General features: G+C 66.4%; 18 protein-coding genes and 1 pseudogene. 10 read left to right on the top strand and 9 right to left on the bottom strand.

Going from position 1 to position 20,503, the window contains the following annotated elements:
• Window positions 1–47: 47 nt before the first annotated feature.
• The 8 genes from RR928_RS04535 to RR928_RS04500 all read left to right on the top strand — a co-directional run bounded on the left by RR928_RS04535 (window position 48) and on the right by RR928_RS04500 (window position 9,593).
• On the top strand, window positions 48–455 hold the full coding sequence (locus RR928_RS04535) for a hypothetical protein (protein ID WP_332534161.1): 408 nt from the start codon (window positions 48–50) through the stop codon (window positions 453–455).
• A 247-nt stretch (window positions 456–702) separates the two neighbouring features.
• Window positions 703–5,340 carry a CheR family methyltransferase gene (locus tag RR928_RS04530; protein WP_332681608.1) on the top strand — a complete coding sequence of 1,546 codons (4,638 nt, stop codon included), beginning with the start codon at window positions 703–705 and terminating at the stop codon, window positions 5,338–5,340.
• Between the two features lie 84 nt (window positions 5,341–5,424).
• Window positions 5,425–6,261 (top strand): polyphosphate kinase 2, encoded by an 837-nt coding sequence (ppk2, locus tag RR928_RS04525; protein ID WP_332534159.1) that lies wholly within the window; start codon window positions 5,425–5,427, stop codon window positions 6,259–6,261.
• A 196-nt stretch (window positions 6,262–6,457) separates the two neighbouring features.
• A complete protein-coding gene (locus RR928_RS04520; protein ID WP_332534158.1) occupies window positions 6,458–6,796 on the top strand; it encodes a DUF6616 family protein in 339 nt (112 codons plus the stop codon).
• Window positions 6,797–6,932: 136 nt separating this feature from the next.
• The gene (locus RR928_RS04515; protein ID WP_332534157.1) at window positions 6,933–7,244 is read left to right on the top strand and encodes an H-NS histone family protein; all 312 of its coding nucleotides are present in this window, start codon (window positions 6,933–6,935) and stop codon (window positions 7,242–7,244) included.
• Window positions 7,241–8,101, top strand: coding sequence for a Rossmann-like and DUF2520 domain-containing protein (locus RR928_RS04510; protein WP_332534156.1), 861 nt, complete (start codon window positions 7,241–7,243; stop codon window positions 8,099–8,101). The genes RR928_RS04515 and RR928_RS04510 overlap by 4 nt, the downstream gene beginning before the upstream one ends.
• A 109-nt stretch (window positions 8,102–8,210) precedes the next feature.
• On the top strand, window positions 8,211–8,570 hold the full coding sequence (locus RR928_RS04505; protein ID WP_332547566.1) for a DOPA 4,5-dioxygenase family protein: 360 nt from the start codon (window positions 8,211–8,213) through the stop codon (window positions 8,568–8,570).
• 339 nt (window positions 8,571–8,909) lie between these two features.
• Window positions 8,910–9,593 (top strand): GntR family transcriptional regulator, encoded by a 684-nt coding sequence (locus RR928_RS04500; protein ID WP_332534154.1) that lies wholly within the window; start codon window positions 8,910–8,912, stop codon window positions 9,591–9,593.
• Window positions 9,594–9,603: 10 nt separating this feature from the next.
• Here the strand turns inward: RR928_RS04500 and RR928_RS04495 are convergent, their stop codons facing one another.
• The 5 genes from RR928_RS04495 to RR928_RS04475 are packed head-to-tail and all read right to left on the bottom strand — an operon-like array spanning window position 9,604 to window position 14,752.
• Complete coding sequence (locus RR928_RS04495) at window positions 9,604–11,004, bottom strand: amidase (protein WP_332681605.1); 1,401 nt, start codon at window positions 11,002–11,004, stop codon at window positions 9,604–9,606.
• Window positions 11,001–11,924: a dihydrodipicolinate synthase family protein gene (locus RR928_RS04490; RefSeq protein ID WP_332534152.1), complete on the bottom strand. Its 924-nt coding sequence runs from the start codon at window positions 11,922–11,924 to the stop codon at window positions 11,001–11,003. Before RR928_RS04490 ends, RR928_RS04495 begins: the two co-directional genes overlap by 4 nt.
• Before the next feature lie 38 nt (window positions 11,925–11,962).
• On the bottom strand, window positions 11,963–12,979 hold the full coding sequence (locus RR928_RS04485; RefSeq protein ID WP_332534151.1) for an aldo/keto reductase: 1,017 nt from the start codon (window positions 12,977–12,979) through the stop codon (window positions 11,963–11,965).
• Window positions 12,980–13,008: 29 nt separating this feature from the next.
• Entirely contained in the window at window positions 13,009–14,013 is a 1,005-nt protein-coding gene (locus RR928_RS04480) for a Bug family tripartite tricarboxylate transporter substrate binding protein (protein ID WP_332534150.1), read from the bottom strand.
• Between the two features lie 58 nt (window positions 14,014–14,071).
• A complete protein-coding gene (locus tag RR928_RS04475; protein ID WP_332534149.1) occupies window positions 14,072–14,752 on the bottom strand; it encodes an RraA family protein in 681 nt (226 codons plus the stop codon).
• Between the two features lie 97 nt (window positions 14,753–14,849).
• On the opposite strand from RR928_RS04475, the gene RR928_RS04470 reads away from it, so the two are divergent.
• Window positions 14,850–15,782 carry a LysR family transcriptional regulator gene (locus tag RR928_RS04470; RefSeq protein WP_332534148.1) on the top strand — a complete coding sequence of 311 codons (933 nt, stop codon included), beginning with the start codon at window positions 14,850–14,852 and terminating at the stop codon, window positions 15,780–15,782.
• Here the strand turns inward: RR928_RS04470 and RR928_RS04465 are convergent.
• Together RR928_RS04465 and RR928_RS04460 are read right to left on the bottom strand one after the other, a co-directional pair.
• Window positions 15,683–16,228 carry a hypothetical protein gene (locus RR928_RS04465; RefSeq protein ID WP_332681603.1) on the bottom strand — a complete coding sequence of 182 codons (546 nt, stop codon included), beginning with the start codon at window positions 16,226–16,228 and terminating at the stop codon, window positions 15,683–15,685. The genes RR928_RS04470 and RR928_RS04465 overlap by 100 nt on opposite strands.
• A gap of 108 nt (window positions 16,229–16,336) precedes the next feature.
• On the bottom strand, window positions 16,337–17,413 hold the full coding sequence (locus RR928_RS04460; RefSeq protein ID WP_332534147.1) for a tartrate dehydrogenase: 1,077 nt from the start codon (window positions 17,411–17,413) through the stop codon (window positions 16,337–16,339).
• Window positions 17,414–17,506: 93 nt separating this feature from the next.
• Here RR928_RS04460 and RR928_RS04455 point away from each other — a divergent pair.
• Window positions 17,507–18,431, top strand: a pseudogene (locus RR928_RS04455) (LysR substrate-binding domain-containing protein).
• Between the two features lie 24 nt (window positions 18,432–18,455).
• Here RR928_RS04455 and RR928_RS04450 read toward each other — a convergent pair.
• Window positions 18,456–19,622: an enolase C-terminal domain-like protein gene (locus RR928_RS04450; protein WP_332534146.1), complete on the bottom strand. Its 1,167-nt coding sequence runs from the start codon at window positions 19,620–19,622 to the stop codon at window positions 18,456–18,458.
• Window positions 19,623–19,638: 16 nt separating this feature from the next.
• Window positions 19,639–20,503 (bottom strand): Bug family tripartite tricarboxylate transporter substrate binding protein (locus RR928_RS04445; RefSeq protein ID WP_332681602.1); only part of this gene is annotated, 865 nt, incomplete at its 5' end.

Below are 20,503 nucleotides of genomic sequence, written 5' to 3'. Positions count from 1 at the left end.
CGGTCAGGCCTGCGCCGCGCGCCGGCAAAGCTGGGATACTTGTGCGCATGACCGCACCATTTTCTCGCCTCCTGGGTCTGCTGCTGGCGCTCGGCCTGGCGGCCTGCGAGCGCCCGTCGGACCCGATGATGAGCAAGGAAGCGATTGCCACGCGCGCCGCGCTCCCGCAGCATGTCTTCCAGGGCGAGCTGGGCGGCGAAAGCGTGTTCCTGCTGCTGCACGATTGCGAGGTCTATCGCGTCGAAAGCCCTGGACTGGGCGAGATTCGCTGGGAAAGCGTTCTGGCGCCGGATTTCTATCCCATGTGGACTGCGTGCCAGCGCCAGTCCATGTCGTTCGAGGCCGGCGCGCTGACGGTGACGCTGGGCCGCATGGCCTTCGGCGCGGGAGGCTGCTGCGCCACCGGTGGAACCTATCGCACCGTGGACGGCCGCACCTGGAAGAAGCTGTCCTGAGGTCAACGCCAGGCTTGTTCGGTGCAAGTGGGCATGCAGAAATTGCCGCGGCGCAGCGTTATGCTTGGGCATTGGACGATCAAGTGGCCATGTTCGCGCATGGCGGCTGGCATCGCGAGACCGTCGGGTCTTCGCCAGCGCCGCTGTGCCGCGATCGGGCGACCCCAGGGTTGAGCGCCCCGCTTGACCACCTGTCGGGACGCTATATTTATAATAGCAAAACAGGATTGATCAGCAAGGAAGCCACATGCCGAACGTAACGCCCGACCATGCCGAGCAAGCATTAGACGATGCGCTCGACAATGCGGTTCCCACACGCGGATACCAGATGCTTCCCGTGGTCGGCCTGGGCGGCTCGGCAGGCGGCCTCGAGTCCTTGCGCGGTTTCTTCTCCAACGCCAATCCCCAGTCGGGCGTGGCCTATGTGGTGGTCATGCATCTGTCGCCGGAGCACGACAGCATTCTGGCCGAAGTGCTGCAGCGCTGCACTTCCATGCGCGTGCTCCAGGTGCAGGACACGGTCAAGGTGGAGCCCGATACGGTCTATGTGATCCCTCCGGGCAGGAGCTTGCAGACCTTCGATGGACACCTCCAGCTCGCGCCGCTGCCCGTGACCCGGCACCGGCACATCACCGTCGACATTTTCTTTCGCACGCTGGCAGACAGCCATGGTCCGCATGCCGCGGCCATCGTGCTGTCCGGTGCGGACGGCGACGGCGCGCTGGGCATCAAGCGCATCAAGGAGCGCGGCGGCCTGACCATCGTCCAGGATCCTGAAGAGGCGCAGGTCAACAGCATGCCGCTGGCGGCGATCGCCACCGGCATGGTGGACTGGACCTTGCCGGTGGCGCAGATGTCCGCGCGCGTGGCGCAGTACATGAGCATGGAGCGCGCCCTGCGCCTGCCATACGAATCGGCGGCTGGCCAGGGCAGCCCGCACGCCAGCGCCGAACACGACGAGACGGCGCTGCGCGATGTGCTGGCCTTTCTGCGCAGCCGCACCGGACGCGATTTCTCCTATTACAAGCGCGCCACGGTGGTGCGGCGCGTGGGCCGGCGCATGCAGGTCAACAACATCTCCGACCTGATAGGCTATCTGGATTGCCTGCGCACGCGCCCGGGCGAAGCCGGGGCGCTGCTGCAGGACCTGCTGATCAGCGTGACCAACTTCTTTCGCGACACCGACTGTTTCGCGGCGCTGGAGGCGCAACTGGCAGGCCTGTTCAAGGGCAAATCCAGCGCCGACGCGGTGCGCGTGTGGGTCGCGGGCTGCGCGACCGGCGAGGAGGCCTATTCCATCGCCATGCTGCTGACCGAGCAGGCGCGGCTGCTCGACTCGCCGCCCGCGGTGCAGGTCTTTGCCAGCGACCTCGATGACAACGCGATCCGGATTGCGCGCGAAGGCATCTATCCCGCGTCCATTGCCGGCGACGTGTCGGAAGACCGTCTGCGCCGCTTCTTCGTCAAGGATGTGCGCGGCTATCGCGTGCGCCGCGAGCTGCGCGAGTGCGTGCTGTTCGCCGTCCATGACGTGCTGCGCGACTCGCCCTTCTCGCGCGTCGACCTGGTGTCCTGCCGCAATCTGCTGATCTATCTGAACCGCGATGCCCAGGCGCGCGTGCTCGACATCTTCCATTTCGCGCTGCTGCCTGGCGGCACGCTGTTTCTGGGTTCGTCGGAGTCGATAGAGGAAGGAAGCCAGCATTTCTCGGTGATCGACAAGAAGCACCGTCTTTTCGGCCAGCGCCATAAGCCGCGCACCGGCCAGCCCCTTCCCGGCGGCGCCAATGCGATTGCGCTGGCAATGCAGACGCAAACTTCGGCGCTCAGCGGCCCTGTCGTGGCGAACGCCGCGCTGGCGCGCCCCAGGCCGGACGCGGCGCGCGCTGCGCTGGAGTTCGGCGGGCGCACGGTGTCGTGGGCCGAAGTGCATCTCAAGCTGCTCGAGCATCTGAGCGCTCCGTCCATTCTCATCAACGCCGAGCAGGAAATCGTCCATATGTCGCCGAGCGCGGGCAGGTTCCTGAGCATGGGCGGCGGCGAGCCCACGCGCAATCTGCTGCGGCTGATCCATCCGGCGCTGCGCATCGAACTGCGCGCCGCGCTCTACAAGGTGTCGAGCTCCGGAGAGCATGCCAGCGTGCCGGCATCGGCGCTGGAGATCGGCGGCGATACCGTGATGCTGGGAATCGACGTGCATGCGGTGTCCGATGTGGCGCCCGGCATGGCGCTGATCACCATCAAGCTGCAGCCGTCCAGCGCGTCCCAAGCCCAGCCGCTGCAGCCCTCGGCCTGGGTGCGCCCGGGCGCGGACCATGTGGCCGATCACCTCGACCGGGAAGTGGAGCGGCTCAAGTCCCAGCTGCGCGAAACGGTCGAGCAATACGAGACTTCGACCGAGGAACTCAAGTCGAGCAACGAAGAGTTGCAGGCCATGAACGAAGAGCTGCGCTCGGCGACCGAAGAGCTTGAAACCAGCCGCGAGGAGCTCCAGTCGATCAACGAGGAACTCACCACGGTCAACCATGAACTCAAGAGCAAGGTCGACGAGCTCGGGCATGCGAACAGCGACATGCAGAACCTGATGGACGCCACGGCCATCGCGACCGTGTTCCTCGACCGCCAGCTGCGCATCACGCGCTATACGCCGTCGGCCGTGACCCTGTTCAATTTCATCGCCTCCGACATCGGCCGGCCGCTGGCGCACCTGCACACGCAGCTGCACTACCCGGAGCTCGTGGCCGATGCGACGCTGGTGCTCGAGCGGCTCGCGCCCGTGGAGCGGCAGATCGGCACGCCTCCCGGACGTTCCTATCTGGTGCGCATGCTGCCCTATCGCACGGTGGACGACCATATCGCCGGCGTGGTGCTGACTTTCGTCGATATCACCGAGCGGCTGAAGGACGCGGAGGCCTTGCGCCAGTCCGAAGACCGCTCCAGCGTCATCGTCAACCAGGCTGCCGTGGGCGTGGTCCAGGCCGAGCTCGACGGACGCATCATTTTCGCCAACCAGCACTATGCGCAGCTGCTGGGCTACGCCTGCGAGGAATTGGTCGGTCTGCAGCTGCTGGAGCTGGTCCATGCCGAAGACCGTGCCCAGAGCGCGTTGAAGTTCGAGCGGCTGGGAACGGCGCGCGAGCAGTTTCAGGTCGAGGAGCGCTGCCTGCGCAAGGATGGCAGCACCATCTGGCTGCACAACAGCCTGAGTTTTCTCGCCGACCCGCATGGCGCGCCCGCGGCCGCGATTCTCGTCTGCACGGACATCACCGAGCGCAAGCGCGCGGAGGCCGCGCTGCGTGAAAGCGCGCAGTGGCAGCGGCTGATGATGGAGAACGCCGTGGACTATGCCATTTTCTCCACGGACCTGGAGCGCCGCATCACCACCTGGAATACCGGGGCCGAGCGCCTGCTGGGCTATACCGAAGCCGAGGCGCTGGGTCAGCTCGCCGATTTGATCTTCACCGATGAAGACCGCCGCCAGAGCGCGCCCGAACTCGAAGCGCAGACGGCCATTGAGCAAGGCCGCGCCAGCGACGACCGGCTGCACCGGCGCAAGAACGGCACGCAGTTCTGGTCCAGCGGCACGACGATGGCCATGCGCGATACGGACGGCAAGGCCGTGGGCCTGCTGAAAATCCTGCGTGACCAGAGCTGTCAGAGGGCGGCCCAACAGGCGCTGGAGGACAGCAGGTCGGAGCTGCTGCAGGCGCTGCGCGAAAACGAGAGCGCGCGCGTCAACTTGCAGGCGCAGGACGAGGCCAAGGACCGTTTTCTCGCCGTGCTGTCGCACGAGTTGCGCAACCCGCTGGCATCGATCAGCAACGCGTCGATCGCGCTCTCGCACTGGAAGCTGCCGCGCGAGGAGCAGGCCCGGGCGGCCGACATCGTGCGCCGCCAGACACAGACCATGAAGGTGCTGCTCGACGATCTCCTGGACGTCTCGCGCCTGCAGCTGGGAAGGCTCGATCTGCATCCCGTCAGCGTGCCGCTGCACGACATCGTGCAGGCTGCGCTCGAATCCACGCGCGCGCTGTTGCAGTCCGCGCAGCACCGCCTGCAGCTGGATCTGCCCGAGACGCCGGTCACGCTGCAGGCCGATCCGGTGCGCCTGACACAGGTGCTTTCCAATCTGCTCATCAACGCGATCAAGTACACGCCCTCGGGGGGGCAAATCGATCTGCAGGTGACGGTTGCGGATGGCTGGGTGACGATGAGCGTGCAGGACAACGGCATAGGCATGGAGCCCGAACGCGTGGACGCCATGTTTGCCATGTTCACCCAGGAAACACGTGATGGCTGGCGCAGCCAAAGCGGCCTGGGCATTGGGCTGGCGCTGGTGCGCAGCATCGTCGAACTGCACCAGGGAAGCGTGCACGGTGAAAGCCCTGGCCTGGGCCTGGGCAGCCGCTTCGTGGTGCGCATTCCCTTGAACGGCATGCCGAGCGCGCCGGGTGCACCGGACGCAACGGTCGCAACGCACGCACCGGCCGCGGTGCTGCCGGCTGCGGGCGGTGAAGCGCTGCGCGCGCGCGTGCTGCTGGTCGACGACAATCCCGACGTGGTCTGGTCCATGTCTCAATTGCTCGACGACTTCGATGTCGTCACCGCGGGCTCGGGTGAGGAAGCGCTGGCACTGCTGGCCGATCAGAAGGTCGAGGTCGCCGTGCTGGATCTGGGCCTGCCGCAGATGAGCGGCAACGATCTCGCGCGCGCCATCCGTTCCACGCCATGGGGCGGCGAAACATTGATCGTGGCCGCGACGGGCTGGGGCGATGAAAGCGATCGCGAGCTGGCAAGGAACGCAGGCTTCGATGCCCACCTGGTCAAGCCGCTGGACATCGACGAACTGATTGCACTGATCAGGCGGCATATGGCGAAGACCTGAGCGCCGCGCGCATGGAGAATCACCTTGCCATGGATGCGGCCCCGCCGCGGCCGGGCACTTAGCAACCAAAGGGAGAAGTGACTCATGGGCAAAAAGGAACACAAGAAATCCGCCAGCAAATCCGCGGCGCCAGGTGCTGCGCGCGCGCCTGAGGATTCTTCCATTTCAGAGCAGGACTATGAGTCGCAACTGCTGCAGCTGCAGATCGAGCTGGTCAAGCTGCAACGCCACTTCATCGAATGCGGCGACAAGATACTGGTGCTGATCGAGGGCCGCGACGCTGCCGGCAAGGACGGCAGCATCAAGCGCATCATCGAGCACCTGAGCCCGCGCGAGACGCGGGTCGTGGCCCTGGGCGCGCCCTCGGACCGCGACCGCAGCGCCTGGTACTTCCAGCGCTATGTCGCCCATCTGCCCACCGCCCAGGAGTTCGTGCTTTTCAACCGCAGCTGGTACAACCGCGCGGGCGTGGAGAAGGTCATGGGGTTTTGCACCGAGGCGCAGCATGCGGAGTTCATGCAATCGGTGGCGCCGTTCGAGCAGATGCTGGTCAACTCGGGCATCACGCTGCTCAAGTACTACCTCGATATCAGCAAGCCCGAACAAAAGCAGCGTCTCGAGGACCGCCGCCGCGACCCGCTCAAGCAGTGGAAGATAGGCGCGATCGATGCCGTGGCGCTCAAGCACTGGAAAGCGTATTCGTCGGCGCGCGACGAGATGCTGCTGCAGACGCATACGGCCACCTCGCCCTGGCGCGTGGTGCACGCCGACAACAAGCGCCTGGCGCGCCTCAACCTGATACGCGACATTCTTTCGCGCATTGACTACGCCGGCAAGAAGCACGATCTGGTCGTGCCCGACACCGACATCGTGTTCGACTTCTCTGCGCAGGCACTCGCCGAGCAGCGGCTCGCGCGCTGAGCCGCATGCCGCTGTGGCCACGGTCTGCTGCCGTGGCACGTGGCACCCGAACAGACGCACACGGCCAATGCATGGCATATGATAAGGCGGCTTACAATAAGGGGGCTATCATTTGCGGCGCAAACAAGGGTGTGCGCTCCGGCAAACCGCGCGCCCTTGCGCCGGCCGCACAACTTTCCATGCAAAGGATTTTTCCGTGTCCCATTACCTGGTCGAACTGTATTCCCCCAATGCGCGCTGGCAGGCTTTGTCCGCGACGCAGCGCCAGCAATTCCTCGGCGGCATACAGGCCGCGATGGCCGGGCTGTCGAGCCTGGGCGTAGAAGTCCTTGCATTGGCATCTACCGAGCCGGGCATAGACCAGGCCAGCGACCACCGTTATCTGGGCATCTGGCGCTTTCCCGATGCGCAGTCGCGCGCCGCGCTGCTGGCCGGCATACGCTCCAGCGGCTGGTATGGCTATTTCGACCATGTGAACGCCGCCAGTGATGCGGGCGGCTTCGCCGAACACATGGCGGCGCTGACGCATATGTGAGCCCCTGCGGCCGGCCAAAGTCCGGCCTGCAGCTCTTTTTGTCTCCAGGCATGGCGCGATTGCGTGGGCTGCGGGCGCGTCTGCGTTAAGCTGCTGTCAAATCAATCCGGCCGCCCGACCAAGCGCTGCCACCGCCATGCCGACTTACAAAGAACTACTCATCGAACAGCAGAAGCTGGACAAGAAAATCGCCCAGGCGCGCGCCGAGCAAGCCGGCGCGGCCTTGGCCAGGGTCAAGGACCTCGTGGGCGAATTTGGCTTCACCGCCCAGCAGGTCTTTCCCTGGACACCCGAGCCCGTCAAGCGCGAAAAGCCCAAGGCCCAGATCAGGTTCCGCAATCCGCTCACCGGCGCCGGTTGGTCGGGACTGGGCAGAGAGCCGAAATGGCTGGTCGGCAAGGACCGCAGCGCGTATGCGGTGCCGCCACAGGACCTCGACCGCTCTTGAAAATTGCATTCATAGGCGCGGGCCGGCTGGCGCAGGCCCTGGCGCCGGCATTTCACCAGGCCGGTTTCGACGTGGTGGCGATTGCGGCGCGCAGCCAGCAGCGTGCCGCGCCGCTGGCCCAGTCCATCGCCGGCTGCCAGCTGTGCGCCAGCGCCCAGCAGGCGGCAGACCTGGCGGACCTGGTGTTCGTCGCCGTGAACGATGCGGCCATTGAAGACGTGGCGCGCGCGATCAGGTGGCGGACCGGCCAGATGGTGGTGCATTGCAGCGGCGCAACCGAAGTTGCGGTGCTGGGCACGGCCGCGCAGCAGGGCGCATGGATAGGCGGCTTTCATCCGCTGCAGCTGTTCGCCGATCCCGACGTGGCGCTGCGCTGCATGGCCGGCAGCAGTGTGGCGATCGAGGCCGAAGCCGCGCTCGAGACCGCGCTGCAGCAGCTGGCCCAGGCCGTGGGCTACCGCGCGATCAAGCTGCCTGCGGGCGCGCGCGGACGCTATCACTGCGCGACCAACTATGGCGCCAGCTTTTTGCTGTCGCTGCTGCGCGAAGCCTGCGACCTGTGGAACAGCTTCGGCGTAGGCGACGAGCAGGCGCTGGCCGCGCTGCTGCCGCTGGCGCGCGGCACGCTGGAAACGGCTGCGGCCAAGGGCCTGGCGGGGGCGATTGCCGGGCCGATCTCGCGCGGCGATGCGGATGTGGTCGCGCTGCACATGCGCGAGCTCACGGCGGTGAATCCGGACAACCTGGACTTGTACCGCGAAGTGTCGCTGCGGCTGTTGCGCCTGGCGAGGGAGCAGGCGCGCCTGGATGACGCGACGCTGGCGCGGCTCGAGGCGACCATTCTTGCGCAGCGCTGAGCTGCGCGGCTGAAATGTCCGCCGCACAGCAGCGGGCGTGGGCGGATTTTTAGCGGCTAAAAATCGCCGACACTGGCGCCATCGCGCACCTTCCGAAACTGGAAAGACCATGACCTCTTTGAATACCGCCCTGATCCAAGACTGGCACGCCCATGTGTATTTCGATGCCGCCAGCCGGCAGGCTGCCTGGGCGCTGCGCGAAACCATAGAGCGCGAGCTCGCGGGGCGCATCGTCATGGGGCGGTTCCACGAGAAGCCCGTGGGGCCGCATCCCATGTGGAGCTACCAGATGATCATCGGGCCGCAGGATTTCAGCCAGGTCGTCGGCTGGCTGGCGTTGAACCATGGCGCGCTCGATGTCTTCATCCACCCGAATACCGGCGACGGCCTGGGCGATCACCGCGATCGCGCGCTGTGGATAGGGCAGTCGCACAGCCTCAAGCTCGCGGTGTTCGACGCCGCGCAGTGAGACCTCCGGCCGCGCGGCGGCAAGTGGGGCACGCTGTGCGCCACCGGTGACGATCGCCGCAATGCCCGTGAAGTCCATGGTCTTGGTCAGGAACACCGGCCCGGTCAGGCTGCTGCCTGCGCCGAACCGAACACGCCGCAGTGCATCAGCCGCCCCTGAACGCGGTGTGGCCAGGGCGCGAGGCGCGAAAAAAACTGCTGCGACAGTTGGGTGCGAAACCGGCTCTCGCCCCTGCACAAGAACCGCGGCGGCGACGCGCGTTTCCTGGAGACGTCGGACGCACGGAACGCCGAGAGAAAAAAACCGGATACTAATGCGCTGTCCAACGCTTTTTCCATCATGTCCAGCCCACATCCATTGACCTGCGAAAGCCTCAGCGATCGCATTGCCGAGCAGCTTCGCCTGAAGATCGTGCATGGCGAGCTATCTCCCGGCATGCGTTTGTCGGAGCAGTCGCTGGCGGACGAACTCGGCGTATCGCGCAATACGCTGCGCGAGGCATTCCGCATCCTGACCAAGGACGGTCTGGTGAAACACACGCCCAACCGCGGCGTGTTTGTCTCCGTGCCGACGATTGCCGCGATCATCGATATCTACAGAGTGCGCCGGCTGATCGAATGCCAGGCGCTGCGCAACGCCTATCCGCTGCACCCGGCCAAGCGCCACATGCGCGCGGCGGTGGAAGCCAGCGTGCGCGGCCGCGCCCAGGCAGACTGGGCGGTCGTGGGCACGGCCAACATGGATTTCCACATGGCCATCGTGGAGCTCGCCGACAGCGAGCGCCTCAACCAGATGTTCGCGCCCGTGCTGGCCGAGCTGCGGCTGGCTTTCGGCTTCATGAAGGACGCGGAGTTCCTGCATGCGCCCTATGTCGACATGAACCAGCAGATCCTGGAAATCGCCGAAGCCGGCAACTATGCCAAGGCGGCCGACACGCTGCAGGACTACCTCACGCATTCCGAGCGCATCGTGCTCGCTGTCTACGCGCGCAGCCTGTCGAGCGAAGGTCTGCGCGAGAACTGAAGGCTGCGGCCTAGGTCAGCGCCGGCGGCAGGCGCGCGTGCCAATCGGTCGCCTGCTCGCAGGCCCAGCCTATGCGCAGCGCCAGGTCTTCCTGCTGGCCGCGGCAGACGATCTGCAGCGACGTGGGCAGGCCCTGGGAGTCGAGGCCGTTGGGCAGCGACAGCCCGCACAGATCGAGGTAATTGCCAAAGCGCGTGTAGTGCGCCGGCGCCTTGGTCTGGTCCACCGCGCTCAGCGGCAGGGCCGTGGTCATGGTGCTGGGCGTGAGCAGCGCATCGATGCCCTGCATGGCGAGCGCGAACTGCTGCTTCATCACATTGCGCTGCTGCATGGCTTCGAGATAGGCGCGCGCGCTGATGTCTCTGCCGGCCGCGATGCGCGGGCGCACGTCGGGGTCCAGCGGCGCGGCCGGATCGTCGATCAGCGCATGGTAGAGCGCATAGCTTTCGGCGGCCATGATGCGCATGTTGAACGCCGCCACATCCTCGAAGCGGAACGGCAGCTCCAGCGTCACGATCTCGGCGCCCAGCGAGGCCAGCAGGCGCAGCGATTCGTCATAGGCGGCAAGCACTTCGGCCGACGCATAGCCGCGCTCGCTGTCGGGCATGCGCGCCAGGCGCAGGCCGCGAATGCCGCGCTTGAGCGCGGGCAGCGGGTCTGCATAGGAGAGCCCGGTGGTCAGCGGATCGAGCGGGTCCCGGCCCTGCAGCGCCGCGTAGAGCAAGGCCACGTCTTCCACGCAGCGCGCCATGGGGCCGGGCGTGTCCAGCGTGGGGCTCAGCGGCTGTATGCCGTGGCCGCTGATGCGGCCTATGGTGGTTTTCAGGCCCGTGATGCCGCACCACGAAGCGGGCATGCGTATCGAGCCGCCGGTATCCGTGCCCACGGCCCAGGGCACGAGCCGGCCGGCGACGGCCACGGCCGAGCCGTTGCTCGAGCCGCCGGGCGTGCGCTGCACCTCCATGTCCCAGGGATTCCACGGCGTGCCGCGGCGCGTGTTCGTGCCCCAGCCGCCCATGGCGAATTCCACGGTATGCGTCTTGCCCAGAACGATCACGCCTTGGGAGAGCAGCTTCTGCACGAGCGTGGCGCTGCGCGTGGCACGGCGCTCCCTGAAGGCTTCGCTGCCGCCCGTGAACACCTGGCCTTCGATCTCGATCAGGTCCTTGAGCGCAATGGGAATGCCGTGCAGCGGCCCGACCGAATGGCCGGCGCGTAGCGCGGCTTGCGCACCTTGCGCCGCCAGCCTGGCCGCATCGGCATGCACGGCGACGAAAGCCTGCAGCCGGGGTTCGTGCCGGGCGATGTTGGTCAGGCAGGAATCCACCAGCTCGACCGGGGAAATTTCGCGCCGCTGTATCAGCCCGGACAGCTGGTGCACGGGCAGGGCGGCGAGTTGATCGTGGCTCATGCGCTGACCCCTTCCATTTGAAAGCCGTGATTTTCCAGCGCCCGCGCGAGAGCGTCTTCCTGCGGCGCGGTCAGCGCTGTGAGCGGCGGGCGCAGCGTGCGCCACGCATCGACGCCGCTGAAGCGCGCGACCGCGGTCTTCATTGCGGGAATCATGTTGTGCTGCTGGAAGATGGCGCGCGTGGCGTCGAGCTGGGCCTGCTGGGCATCGGCGCCTTCCTGCCGCCAGCTGTTGTACAGCGCCACCATGGGCGCGGGGTTCACGTTGCCCGTGGCCGTGATGCAGCCCGCGCCGCCCGCGCGCAGCGTGCGCAGCAAGAACACTTCGCTGCCGGCGAACACGTCGAAGCCCTGGGCGCCGAATTCGCGCTGCACGGCTTCGGTGTTGTTCCAGTCGCCCGAGCTGTCCTTGATGCCGGCGATCGTGCCGGGATAGGCCTTGAGCAGGCGCTCGATCAGCGCCAGGCTGATCGACACCTGGGCCACGGGCGGGATGTGGTACAGATAGACGCGCAGCCGGCTGTCGCCCACGCGTTCTATCACTTCGGCATAGCTGCGAAACAGGCCGTCGTCCGATACGCCCTTGTAATAGAACGGCGGCAGCATCAGCACGCCGCCCACGCCCGCGGCCGTCGCATGGCGCGTGAGCTCCACCGTGTCGCTCAGCGCGCAGCAGCCGGTGCCGGGCAAAAGCCGCGCGGGCGGCGCACCCGATTCAAGCAGTGCATCGAGCAGCCCCTTGCGCTCGCCGACCGACAGCGAGTTGGCTTCGGAATTGGTGCCGAACACCGCCAGCCCCACGTCCTGGCCCAGCAGCCATTGGCAATGGCGCACGAATTCGGTGCTGTCGGGCGAAAGATCGGCCTTGAAAGGCGTCAGCACGGGGGAATAGATGCCTTGAAGATGGTGCGGCTTGGCCATGTTGTTTTGTCTCCTGATGAACGAAATGGAATGAGGCTTCAGCTGTGCCCCAGCACGGGGCGCGGCGCATAGCCGCTGTCCAGGTGTGCGATGTCCTGGGGCGTGAGCGTCAGCGATGTGGCGCGCACCGCCTCCTCGATCTGCTGCGGCTTGCTCGCGCCGACGATGGGCGAAGTCACGCCCTTGTGCAGCAGCCAGGCATAGGCCAGCGTCGCGGCGCTCACGCCTTTTTCAGCGGCCAGCGCATGCAGGCGCGCGCGCGTGGCCTGGTCTTCGGGCCGGCCGTAGAAGCGCTGCGTGGTCTGGTCGGCCGCGGCGCGCGCCGACGTGGCGCTGCCCTCGCCCTGGGCGGCGAGAAAGCCGCGCGCCAGCGGGCTCCAGGGCAGCAGCGCCACGCCCAGGTCCTGGCACAGCGGAATCATCTCGCGCTCTTCTTCGCGGTAGAGCAGGTTGTAGTGGTTCTGCATGCTGATGCAGCGGCTCCAGCCGTGGTCGCGCGCGGTCTGCTGGATCCTGGCGAACTGCCAGGCCCACATGCTGCTCGCTCCCAGATACCGCACCTTGCCCGCCTTGACCACGTCATGCAGTGCCTCGAGCGATTCCTCCAGCGGCGTGTCGGGGTCGAAGCGGTGGATCTGGTAGAGGTCGATATAGTCCACGCCCAGGCGCTGCAGCGAGGCATCGACCGCATGCAGGATGCGCTTGCGGCCCAGGCCGTCCTTGTTGGGACGGCGGCGAAAATCGGCCGCGCGATCGCCTTCGAAAGCCATGTCCACGGGGTTGAACACCTTGGTCGCGATCACGGCCTCCTCGCGCCGGCTGCCGGGGAAGAACTGCGCCAGCAGCTTTCCCGTGACCACTTCGCACTCGCCGCCCGAGTAGGTGTCGGCGGTGTCGAAGAAGTTGATGCCCAGCTCCACGGCCTGGCGAAACAGCGGGCGCGCGCCTTGCTCATCGAGAATCCAGGAGCGCCACGCGGGCGAGCCGAAATTGAGCGTGCCCAGGCAGATGCGCGAGACTTCGAGGCCTGAATTGCCGAGATGAACGTATTGCATGCGCGCCTTTCTTCAATGCTGGGCGGTGATTACTGCGGCTCCACGCCCGCGGCCTTGAGAATCGCGCCGTAGTTGGCCGAATCCTTGCGCAGCATGTCCGCCATTTCCTGCGGCGTGCCGCCTATGGGGTCGAGGCTGAACTCGGCGAACTTCTTGCCCATCTCGCCCTTGAGGGCCTTGTTGAGCTCGGAGTTCAGGCGCGTGATGATCGCGGGCGGCGTGCCGGCCGGCGCCGTCAGGCCTATCCAGGTGATCGAGTCGAAGCCCGGCACGCCGGACTCGGCCACGGTGGGCAGATCGGGCACCAGCGGCGAGCGCGTGGCGCTGGTGATGGCGATGGCGCGCAGCTTGCCGTTGCGCTCCTTGGCATAGGGCAGGGCCGTGGGCGAAGTCTCGAACATCACCTGGATCTGGCCGCCCAGCAGGTCGTTCATCGCGGGTGCGCCGCCGCGGTAGGGCACATGCAGCATGTTCAGATCGAAGGCCGAGGCGAACTGGCGCGCGGCGATGTCCTGGCCCGTGCCTATGCCGGCGTTGCCGATGATGATCTTGCCGGGCTGGGCCTTGGCAAGCTTGATCAGGTCCTGCACGCTGTTGACCGGCAGCGACGGGTGCACCAGCAGGATGTTGGGCTGATTGACCAGGCGGATCACCGGCGTCAAATCCTTTTGCGAGTCGAAGCCCGGACGTTTGTAGAGGAACTGGTTGGCGGTCAGCACGCCCGAGCTGCTCACGAACAGCGTCTGGCCGTCGGGCTTGGCGTGGGCCACCGAGGTCGCACCGATGTTGCCCGAGGCGCCGGGGCGGTTTTCCACCAGGAAGGTCTGGCCCAGGGCTTCGCCCAGCTGCTTGCCTATGGTGCGCGCCACCATGTCGACGCTGCCGCCCGGCGGGAACGGCACGACCAGCGTCACCGGTCCCTTGGGATAGGCGGGCTGCTGCGCGCTCGCGAAGCCGGCCACGGCAAGCAGGGACAGCGTCAGCAGGCCGCGGCGGGCCAGGTTCTTGACGGAGGTGGAGTGAATGGACGACATGGTGGAGCTCCTGAGGGGGATGGGGAAAATCGGTCTGCTGTCGAACGGGTGCGGCGCGTTATGCGCCGCTCTTGGCTGCCTGGATGGCTTTTTCAATCACCTGGGTCGAGCCCATGATGTCGGGGTATTTCTCGCCGGCGTCTATGCGCGCCAGCGTCTTCTTTTCGTCCTGCATCATCTGCAGCGCGCGCTTGGCGCTGTACGCGATGTCGGCCGCGGGCAGCACCAGAATGCCGTTCTCGTCGGCCAGGATGGCGTCTCCGGGCACGACGCCCACACCACCGCAACTTACGTGCCCGCAGAACTCGCCGCCCAGGCCCAGCGTCTTGACGGTGACGGCCGACGTGCCGCGCGACCAGACCGGAACGCCGTACTGGCGCAGCTCGCCCAGGTCGGTCACCAGGCCGTCGACGATGATGCCGACCACGCCCGCGGCGCGCGCTGCATAGGCGACGGCGCCGCCGAGCGCGGCGATCGATTCGTCGCCGCAGCGGTCTATGACCAGGAAGTCGCCGGGCCGGGCCTGGCCGACCGCGTAGTGCACCATCGCGCCGTCCATTGCCGGTGCGCACACCGTGACGGCCGTGCCGGCCACGCGCCGGTCCTGGAAGTGGGCCTTGATCGCCGGGCTGACGAAGCCGGTGTAGCGGAAATGGCCTATGACCGCAGGCTCGGCCTGTACGAGCAACGACAGCAAATCGGGGTCGATGGACTTGGGCAGGGCATTGAGTACGTACATGGCTGGCTCAGAAAATTGAATGAGCCACCAATCTATCAGCGGGCTTTTCAGAAGAAAAACGCGTTATTTGAGCAATAGTTGATAAGATTTCTGAATGATGCGCACCACTCTTCGCCAAATCGAAGCATTTCTCTGGACCGCCAAGCTGGGCAGCATCCATGCCGCGGCCGAGCATCTGAACTTCAGCCAGCCGGCGATTTCCAGCCGCATCAAGGAGCTCGAAGCGGCGCTGAACCTGCAGCTGTTCACGCGCAAGAATCAGCGCGTGCAGCTCACGCACGAAGGCCGGGACGCGGTGACGCTGGCCGAAAGAGTGCTCAGCGCGGCCCAGGATTTCGAACGCATGGGCCGCCTGGGCCCGCCGCTCGAAGGCGTGCTGCGCCTGGGCTCGGACGAGTCCACGGCCATGGTCGCGCTGTCGGAAATCCTGCGGCAGTTGAAGCGCCGCCATCCGCGGCTGGTGGTCGAGATCACGATAGACGTGGGCAGCGTGCTGCGCGAGAAGCTGCGCAAGCGCGAGATCGATGTGGCCTTGCACACCTATGCCAGCTCCGCCGCGCATGTGGTCGACCAGTTGCTCGGCTGGGTCGATTTCGCCTGGATCGCGGCCAGCGAAATGGGTTTGCCCGACGCGCCGTTCACACCCAAGATCGCCGCGCAATGGCCGCTGGTCACCAACTCGCCGCCCTCGACGCTTAACTCCATCGTGCATCAATGGCTGCGCAGCGCCAACGTCGAGTTCGAAGGCATCAACTCCTGCAATTCGCTGTCGCTGATGCTGCGCCTGGTGCGCGAAGGCCATGCAATCGCGGTGCTGCCCCTGCCGGTGCTGCGCGAGCATCTGGACAGCGGCGAGCTGCGCTGCCTGCCCGCGTCGCCGCCCATTCCCAACATCGCGTACTACGCTTCTTACGTGGCGGGCGAAGCCGATCAGGGCACGTCCATCGTGGTCGAGACCGCGCGCAACGTGCTGATCGACAAGCGTTTTTTCGTGCGTCTGCCGGACGGCGAGCTGCTGCCGCCGATCTGAGCGCCGGCGCGGGTGTTTGCCATTCTTTCAAGCCCATGACCCGGCACGCGACTGACACCAGCCAGGGCATTGCCGACTTTCTCGCGCCATGGGACTGGTGGCGCGCGCTGCCGCCCGCGCTGCGCCGCTGCGTGCTGGCCGAGACGCAGGGCCAGCACGGCGCCTGGGCATTGGGCGGCGGGCTTGGTGTTGGCTGCTGCCTGGCGCGGGTGCATGATTTCCTGCCGCCGCTGATCCTGTGCGCGGCGATTGCCCGTATCGCTCATGCCCGCCAAAAAGGCATTGCCCTGGCCGGTGAGCACCACGGGCAGCCCGTTGCAATCGCGTTCGAGCCGGTCGAATGCCGCGTGCAGATCGCCGAAGAACCGCGTGTTCTGGACATTGACCTTGCTGGTGTTCATGCGCACCAGCGCGCCGCCGTTGCGGGTTTCTATCTGCCAGGCCATGGGTCGGTCTCCTTGAGTTGTTCGACCCAGTCCAGAGATCGCGCGCGGCCCATCTTGTCATCGCAACGGCATGCGCCTGTCCTATGCCGATGGCCTGGCTGGCGCGGCTCAGGCGGGCTGCACGCGCTCGGCAATCGCCGCGCCGACTTCGGGCGTGCTGGCCGTGCCGCCCATGTCGGGCGTGCGCGGGCCGCTGCGCAGCGTGTCTTCGATCGCCGCCATGATGTGGTCGTGCGCGGCTTTCTCGCCGAGGAAGTCGAGCATCAGCGCGCCCGACCAGATCATCGCTATCGGGTTGGCGATGTTCTTGCCGTAGATGTCGGGCGCCGAGCCATGCACGGGCTCGAACAGCGAGGGGAACAGGCGTTCGGGGTTGAGGTTGGCCGACGGCGCCAGGCCAATCGTTCCCGTGGTCGCGGGGCCGAGATCGGACAGGATGTCGCCGAACAGGTTGGTGGCTGCCACCACGTCGAAGCGCCCGGGCTGCAGCACGAAGCGCGCGGTCAGGATGTCGATGTGCTGCTTGTCGAGCGCCACCTCGGGGTACTCGCTGGCGATCGCGTCGGCGCGCTTGTCCCACCAGGGCATGCTCACGGCGATGCCGTTCGATTTGGTGGCCACGGTCACATGCTTGCGTTGGCGGCTTTGCGCCAGATCGAACGCATAGCGCAGCAGGCGGTCGGCGCCATGGCGCGAGAAGACCGCTTCCTGCATGACGACTTCACGCTGCGTGCCTTCGAACATGATGCCGCCGACCGAGGTGTATTCGCCCTCGGTGTTCTCGCGGATCACGATGTAGTCGATGTCGCCCGGCTTGCGCCCGGCCAGCGGGCTGGGAACGCCTTCGAACAGCCGCACGGGACGGTAGTTGATGTACTGGTCGAATTCGCGCCGGAACTTGAGCAGCGAGCCCCACAGCGACACATGGTCGGGCACCAGTTCGGGCCAGCCGACGGCGCCGAAGAAAATCGCATCGAAGCCGCCAAGCGTCTGCTTCCAGTCGTCGGGCATCATCGTGCCGTGGGCCATGTAGTAGTCGCACGAGGCCCAGTCGAACTGCACGAACTCGATGTCGAAACCGAATGTCCGCGCCGCGGCGTTGAGCACGCGCACGCCTTCGGGAAGCACTTCCTTGCCTATGCCGTCGCCGGGAATGGCGGCAATGCGATACATGTTCTTTTTCATGGAAATCTCTGCGTACGGGTTGGGATGGCTGATGATAGGCAGCGATAGGATTGGAAACAATCCCTCGATCTGTCAAATCAGAATGCACACTTCATGAACAATCATCTCCCCAGCCCCGAAGACCTCGAAGTCTTCGTCCAGGTGGTGCGCAGCGCCAATTTCTCGCAGGCGGCCAAGGACCTGGGCGTTTCGGCGTCGTTCATCACCAAGCGCGTGAAGATCCTCGAAACGCTGCTCGGCGCGCAGCTGTTCCACCGCTCGACGCGCAAGGTCAGCCTGAGCGAGGATGGCGAGCGCACCTATGTGTGGGCCCAGCGCATTCTGGACGACGTCGACAACCTGCTGGAGGACATTCGCGAAAAGCGCCTGGCGCCGCGCGGCGTGCTGCGCATCTCGAGCAGCTTCGGCTTCGGCCGCAATGCCGTGGGGCCGATACTGGCCGGCCTGGCCCAGGCCTATCCCGCGCTCGAGATCCGCTTCGAAGTGTTCGACCGGCTGGTCGACGTGGGCGCCGAAGGCTTCGACCTGGACATCCGTGGGCGACGAGATCGCGCCCCACCATATCGCCAGACGCATCGCCGCCAACCACCGCATTCTTTGCGCTTCGCCCGGCTATCTGCGCGACAAGGGCAGTCCGCGCGCGCTGGCCGATCTGGCCCAGCACAGCTGCCTGGTCATTCGCGAGCGCGACCACCCGTTCGGCGTCTGGAAACTGCGCAGCGGCGCGCGCGAAGTCGCGGTGCGCGTGCGCGGCCCTATGTCGACCAACCACGGCGAGATCGCGGTGCAGTGGGCGGTCAACGACATGGGCATTGTGCTGCGCTCGATCTGGGATGTGCAGGAACTGCTGCGCGCCGGCAAGCTGGTGCAGGTGCTGCCCAAGTACCGCCAGGAGGCCAACATCTGGGCGGTGTTCCCCGCGCGGCTGGAGACTTCGGCCAAGGTCAAGGTGGCGACGGAATGGATAGCGCGCGCGCTGCAGCAGGCGCCGTTCCTGCACGCCGCGCCCCCTGCCTAATGCAAGCCGGGCCGCGCGCTCACCTCAGCGCGTGAGCTCGCGTATCAGCGGCGCGAGTTCCTGCTTCTGTTCGAGCCCGAAGCCCGGCGCTTCGCTGGGCCGGACCTTGGCGTGGCGGATCTCGCAGGCGCTCGAATAGCCGCCAAACGGCTGGAACACGCCGGGGTAGGCTTCGCAGGCGCCCAGGCCCAGGCCGACGACGATGTGCAGATTGATCAGGTGACCGCCATGGGGCACGGCCTGGCGCCGATCGAAGCCATGGGCCTCGAGGATGTCTATCATGCGCGCGTACTCGGTCAGGCCGTAGCTCAGGCCCGCATCCATCTGGAAGATGTCCAGTCCGGGGCGCATTCCGCCAAAGCGCACCAGGTTCAGCGTGTCTATCGCCGAGAACAGGTTCTCGCCGGTCGCGACCGGCCCGCCATAGGCTTCTATCGCCTCGCGGTTGAGCTGATAGTCGAGCGGATCGCCGATCTCCTCGAACCAGCGCAGTCCCAGCGGCTTGAGTTCCCTGGCATAGGCCTGCGCCGTCGCCAGGTCGAAGCGGCCGTTGGCGTCGACCATCAGCCGGGCCGGGCCGCCCGCCACCTTGAGCGCCTCCTCGACGCGCCGCATGTCTTCGGCCAGCGGCGCGCCGCCTATCTTCATCTTGAAGCTTTCGAAGCCCATGTCGCGGTAGGCCTGGAACTCGTCGTGCAGCGATTGGCCCGTGCCAGCCGCGTAGTAGTAGCCGCCGCCGGTGTAGACCTCGACGGGCGTGGCCTGCGGTGTGCGGCCGAAAGCGCGCGCTATGGTCGCGTACGCGGGTTCGTCGGCGAGCTTGGCGTTCAGGTCCCAGATCGCGAGTTCGATCGCCGCGGCCGCGCCCGCGCGGTCGCCATGGCCGCCGGGTTTCTCGTTGCGCAAGATGCTGGCCAGCACCTTGGCGGCGTCGAATTGCCGCCCGCCTTCGGCGAGCAGCGAGGCCGGCGCGGCGGCGCGCAGGCGCGGGATCATGCGCGTTTGAATGATGCCGCTTTGCGCGAACCGGCCTATCGAGTTGAAGCCTATGCCGATCACCGGCCGGCCGTTGCGTACCACGTCGGTGATGACCGCCACCAGCGAGACCGTGTGCTCGGAGAAATTGACCACTGCGTTGGCGACCGCGCCTTCGAGCGGGACGGCGATTTCGCGTATGTCGACGATGCGCATGCTGTGCTTCCTGTTCTTATTCGGGTTGGATTCCGGCGGTCTTGATCACGCCGCCCCATTTCGCGAGTTCGCTGGCGATGAACTGCTCGAACTCGGGCGCCGAGCTGGCGATGGTGATCATTCCCAGATTGGCGAGCCGGGTCCTGACCGACTCTTCGGCCAGCACTTTCTTCAGGTCGGCGTTGATGCGATCGCGCAACCCGGGGTCCATGCCCTTGGGCGCGACAATGCCCAGCCAGCCCAGCGCGTCGAAACCGGCAACGCCGCTTTCGGCGATGGTCGGCACATCGGGCAGCTGGGGCACGCGCCTGGGCGTGGAGACCGCGAGCACGCGCATCTTGCCGCCCTTCACATGGGGCAGCACGCCCGGCAGCGAGTCGACCATGGCCTGGAGCTGGCCGCCGATCAGATCGGTATAGGCGGGCGCACTGCCGCGGTAGGGAATGTGCTTGATCTGCATGCCCGTGCGCTGCTTGAGCAGCTCGAACGTCAGGTGCTGGAACGAGCCCACGCCGCCCGAGCCATAGCTCAGCGCGCCGGGCGCGGCCTTGGTCGCGGCCAGCAGATCCTGCAGCGTCCTGTACGGCGAATCCGCGGCCACGACCAGCGCCTGCGCCACGCCCGCGACATTCATGATGGGCGTGAGTTCGCGCGGATCGTAGCCCGCGTTCCTGTACAGATGCGGGGCCGCGGCCAGCGGGCCGCTGGAGCCCAGCAGCAGCGTGTAGCCGTCGGCGGGCGCGGCCGCCGCGGCCTTGCTGCCCAGCGTGCCGCCCGCGCCGCCCTTGTTGTCGACCACCAGCGATTGGCCCCAGAGCTTGCCCAGCGGCTCGCCGAGCACGCGCGCCAGCACGTCGCCGCTTTGGCCCGCGGTGAAGGGC

This window comes from Comamonas sp. (assembly GCF_036666375.1).
In the GTDB taxonomy this organism is placed as follows: domain Bacteria; phylum Pseudomonadota; class Gammaproteobacteria; order Burkholderiales; family Burkholderiaceae_C; genus Comamonas.
Note: the sequence above shows the minus strand (reverse complement) of the source record. Positions and strands in the feature narration are given on the sequence as shown.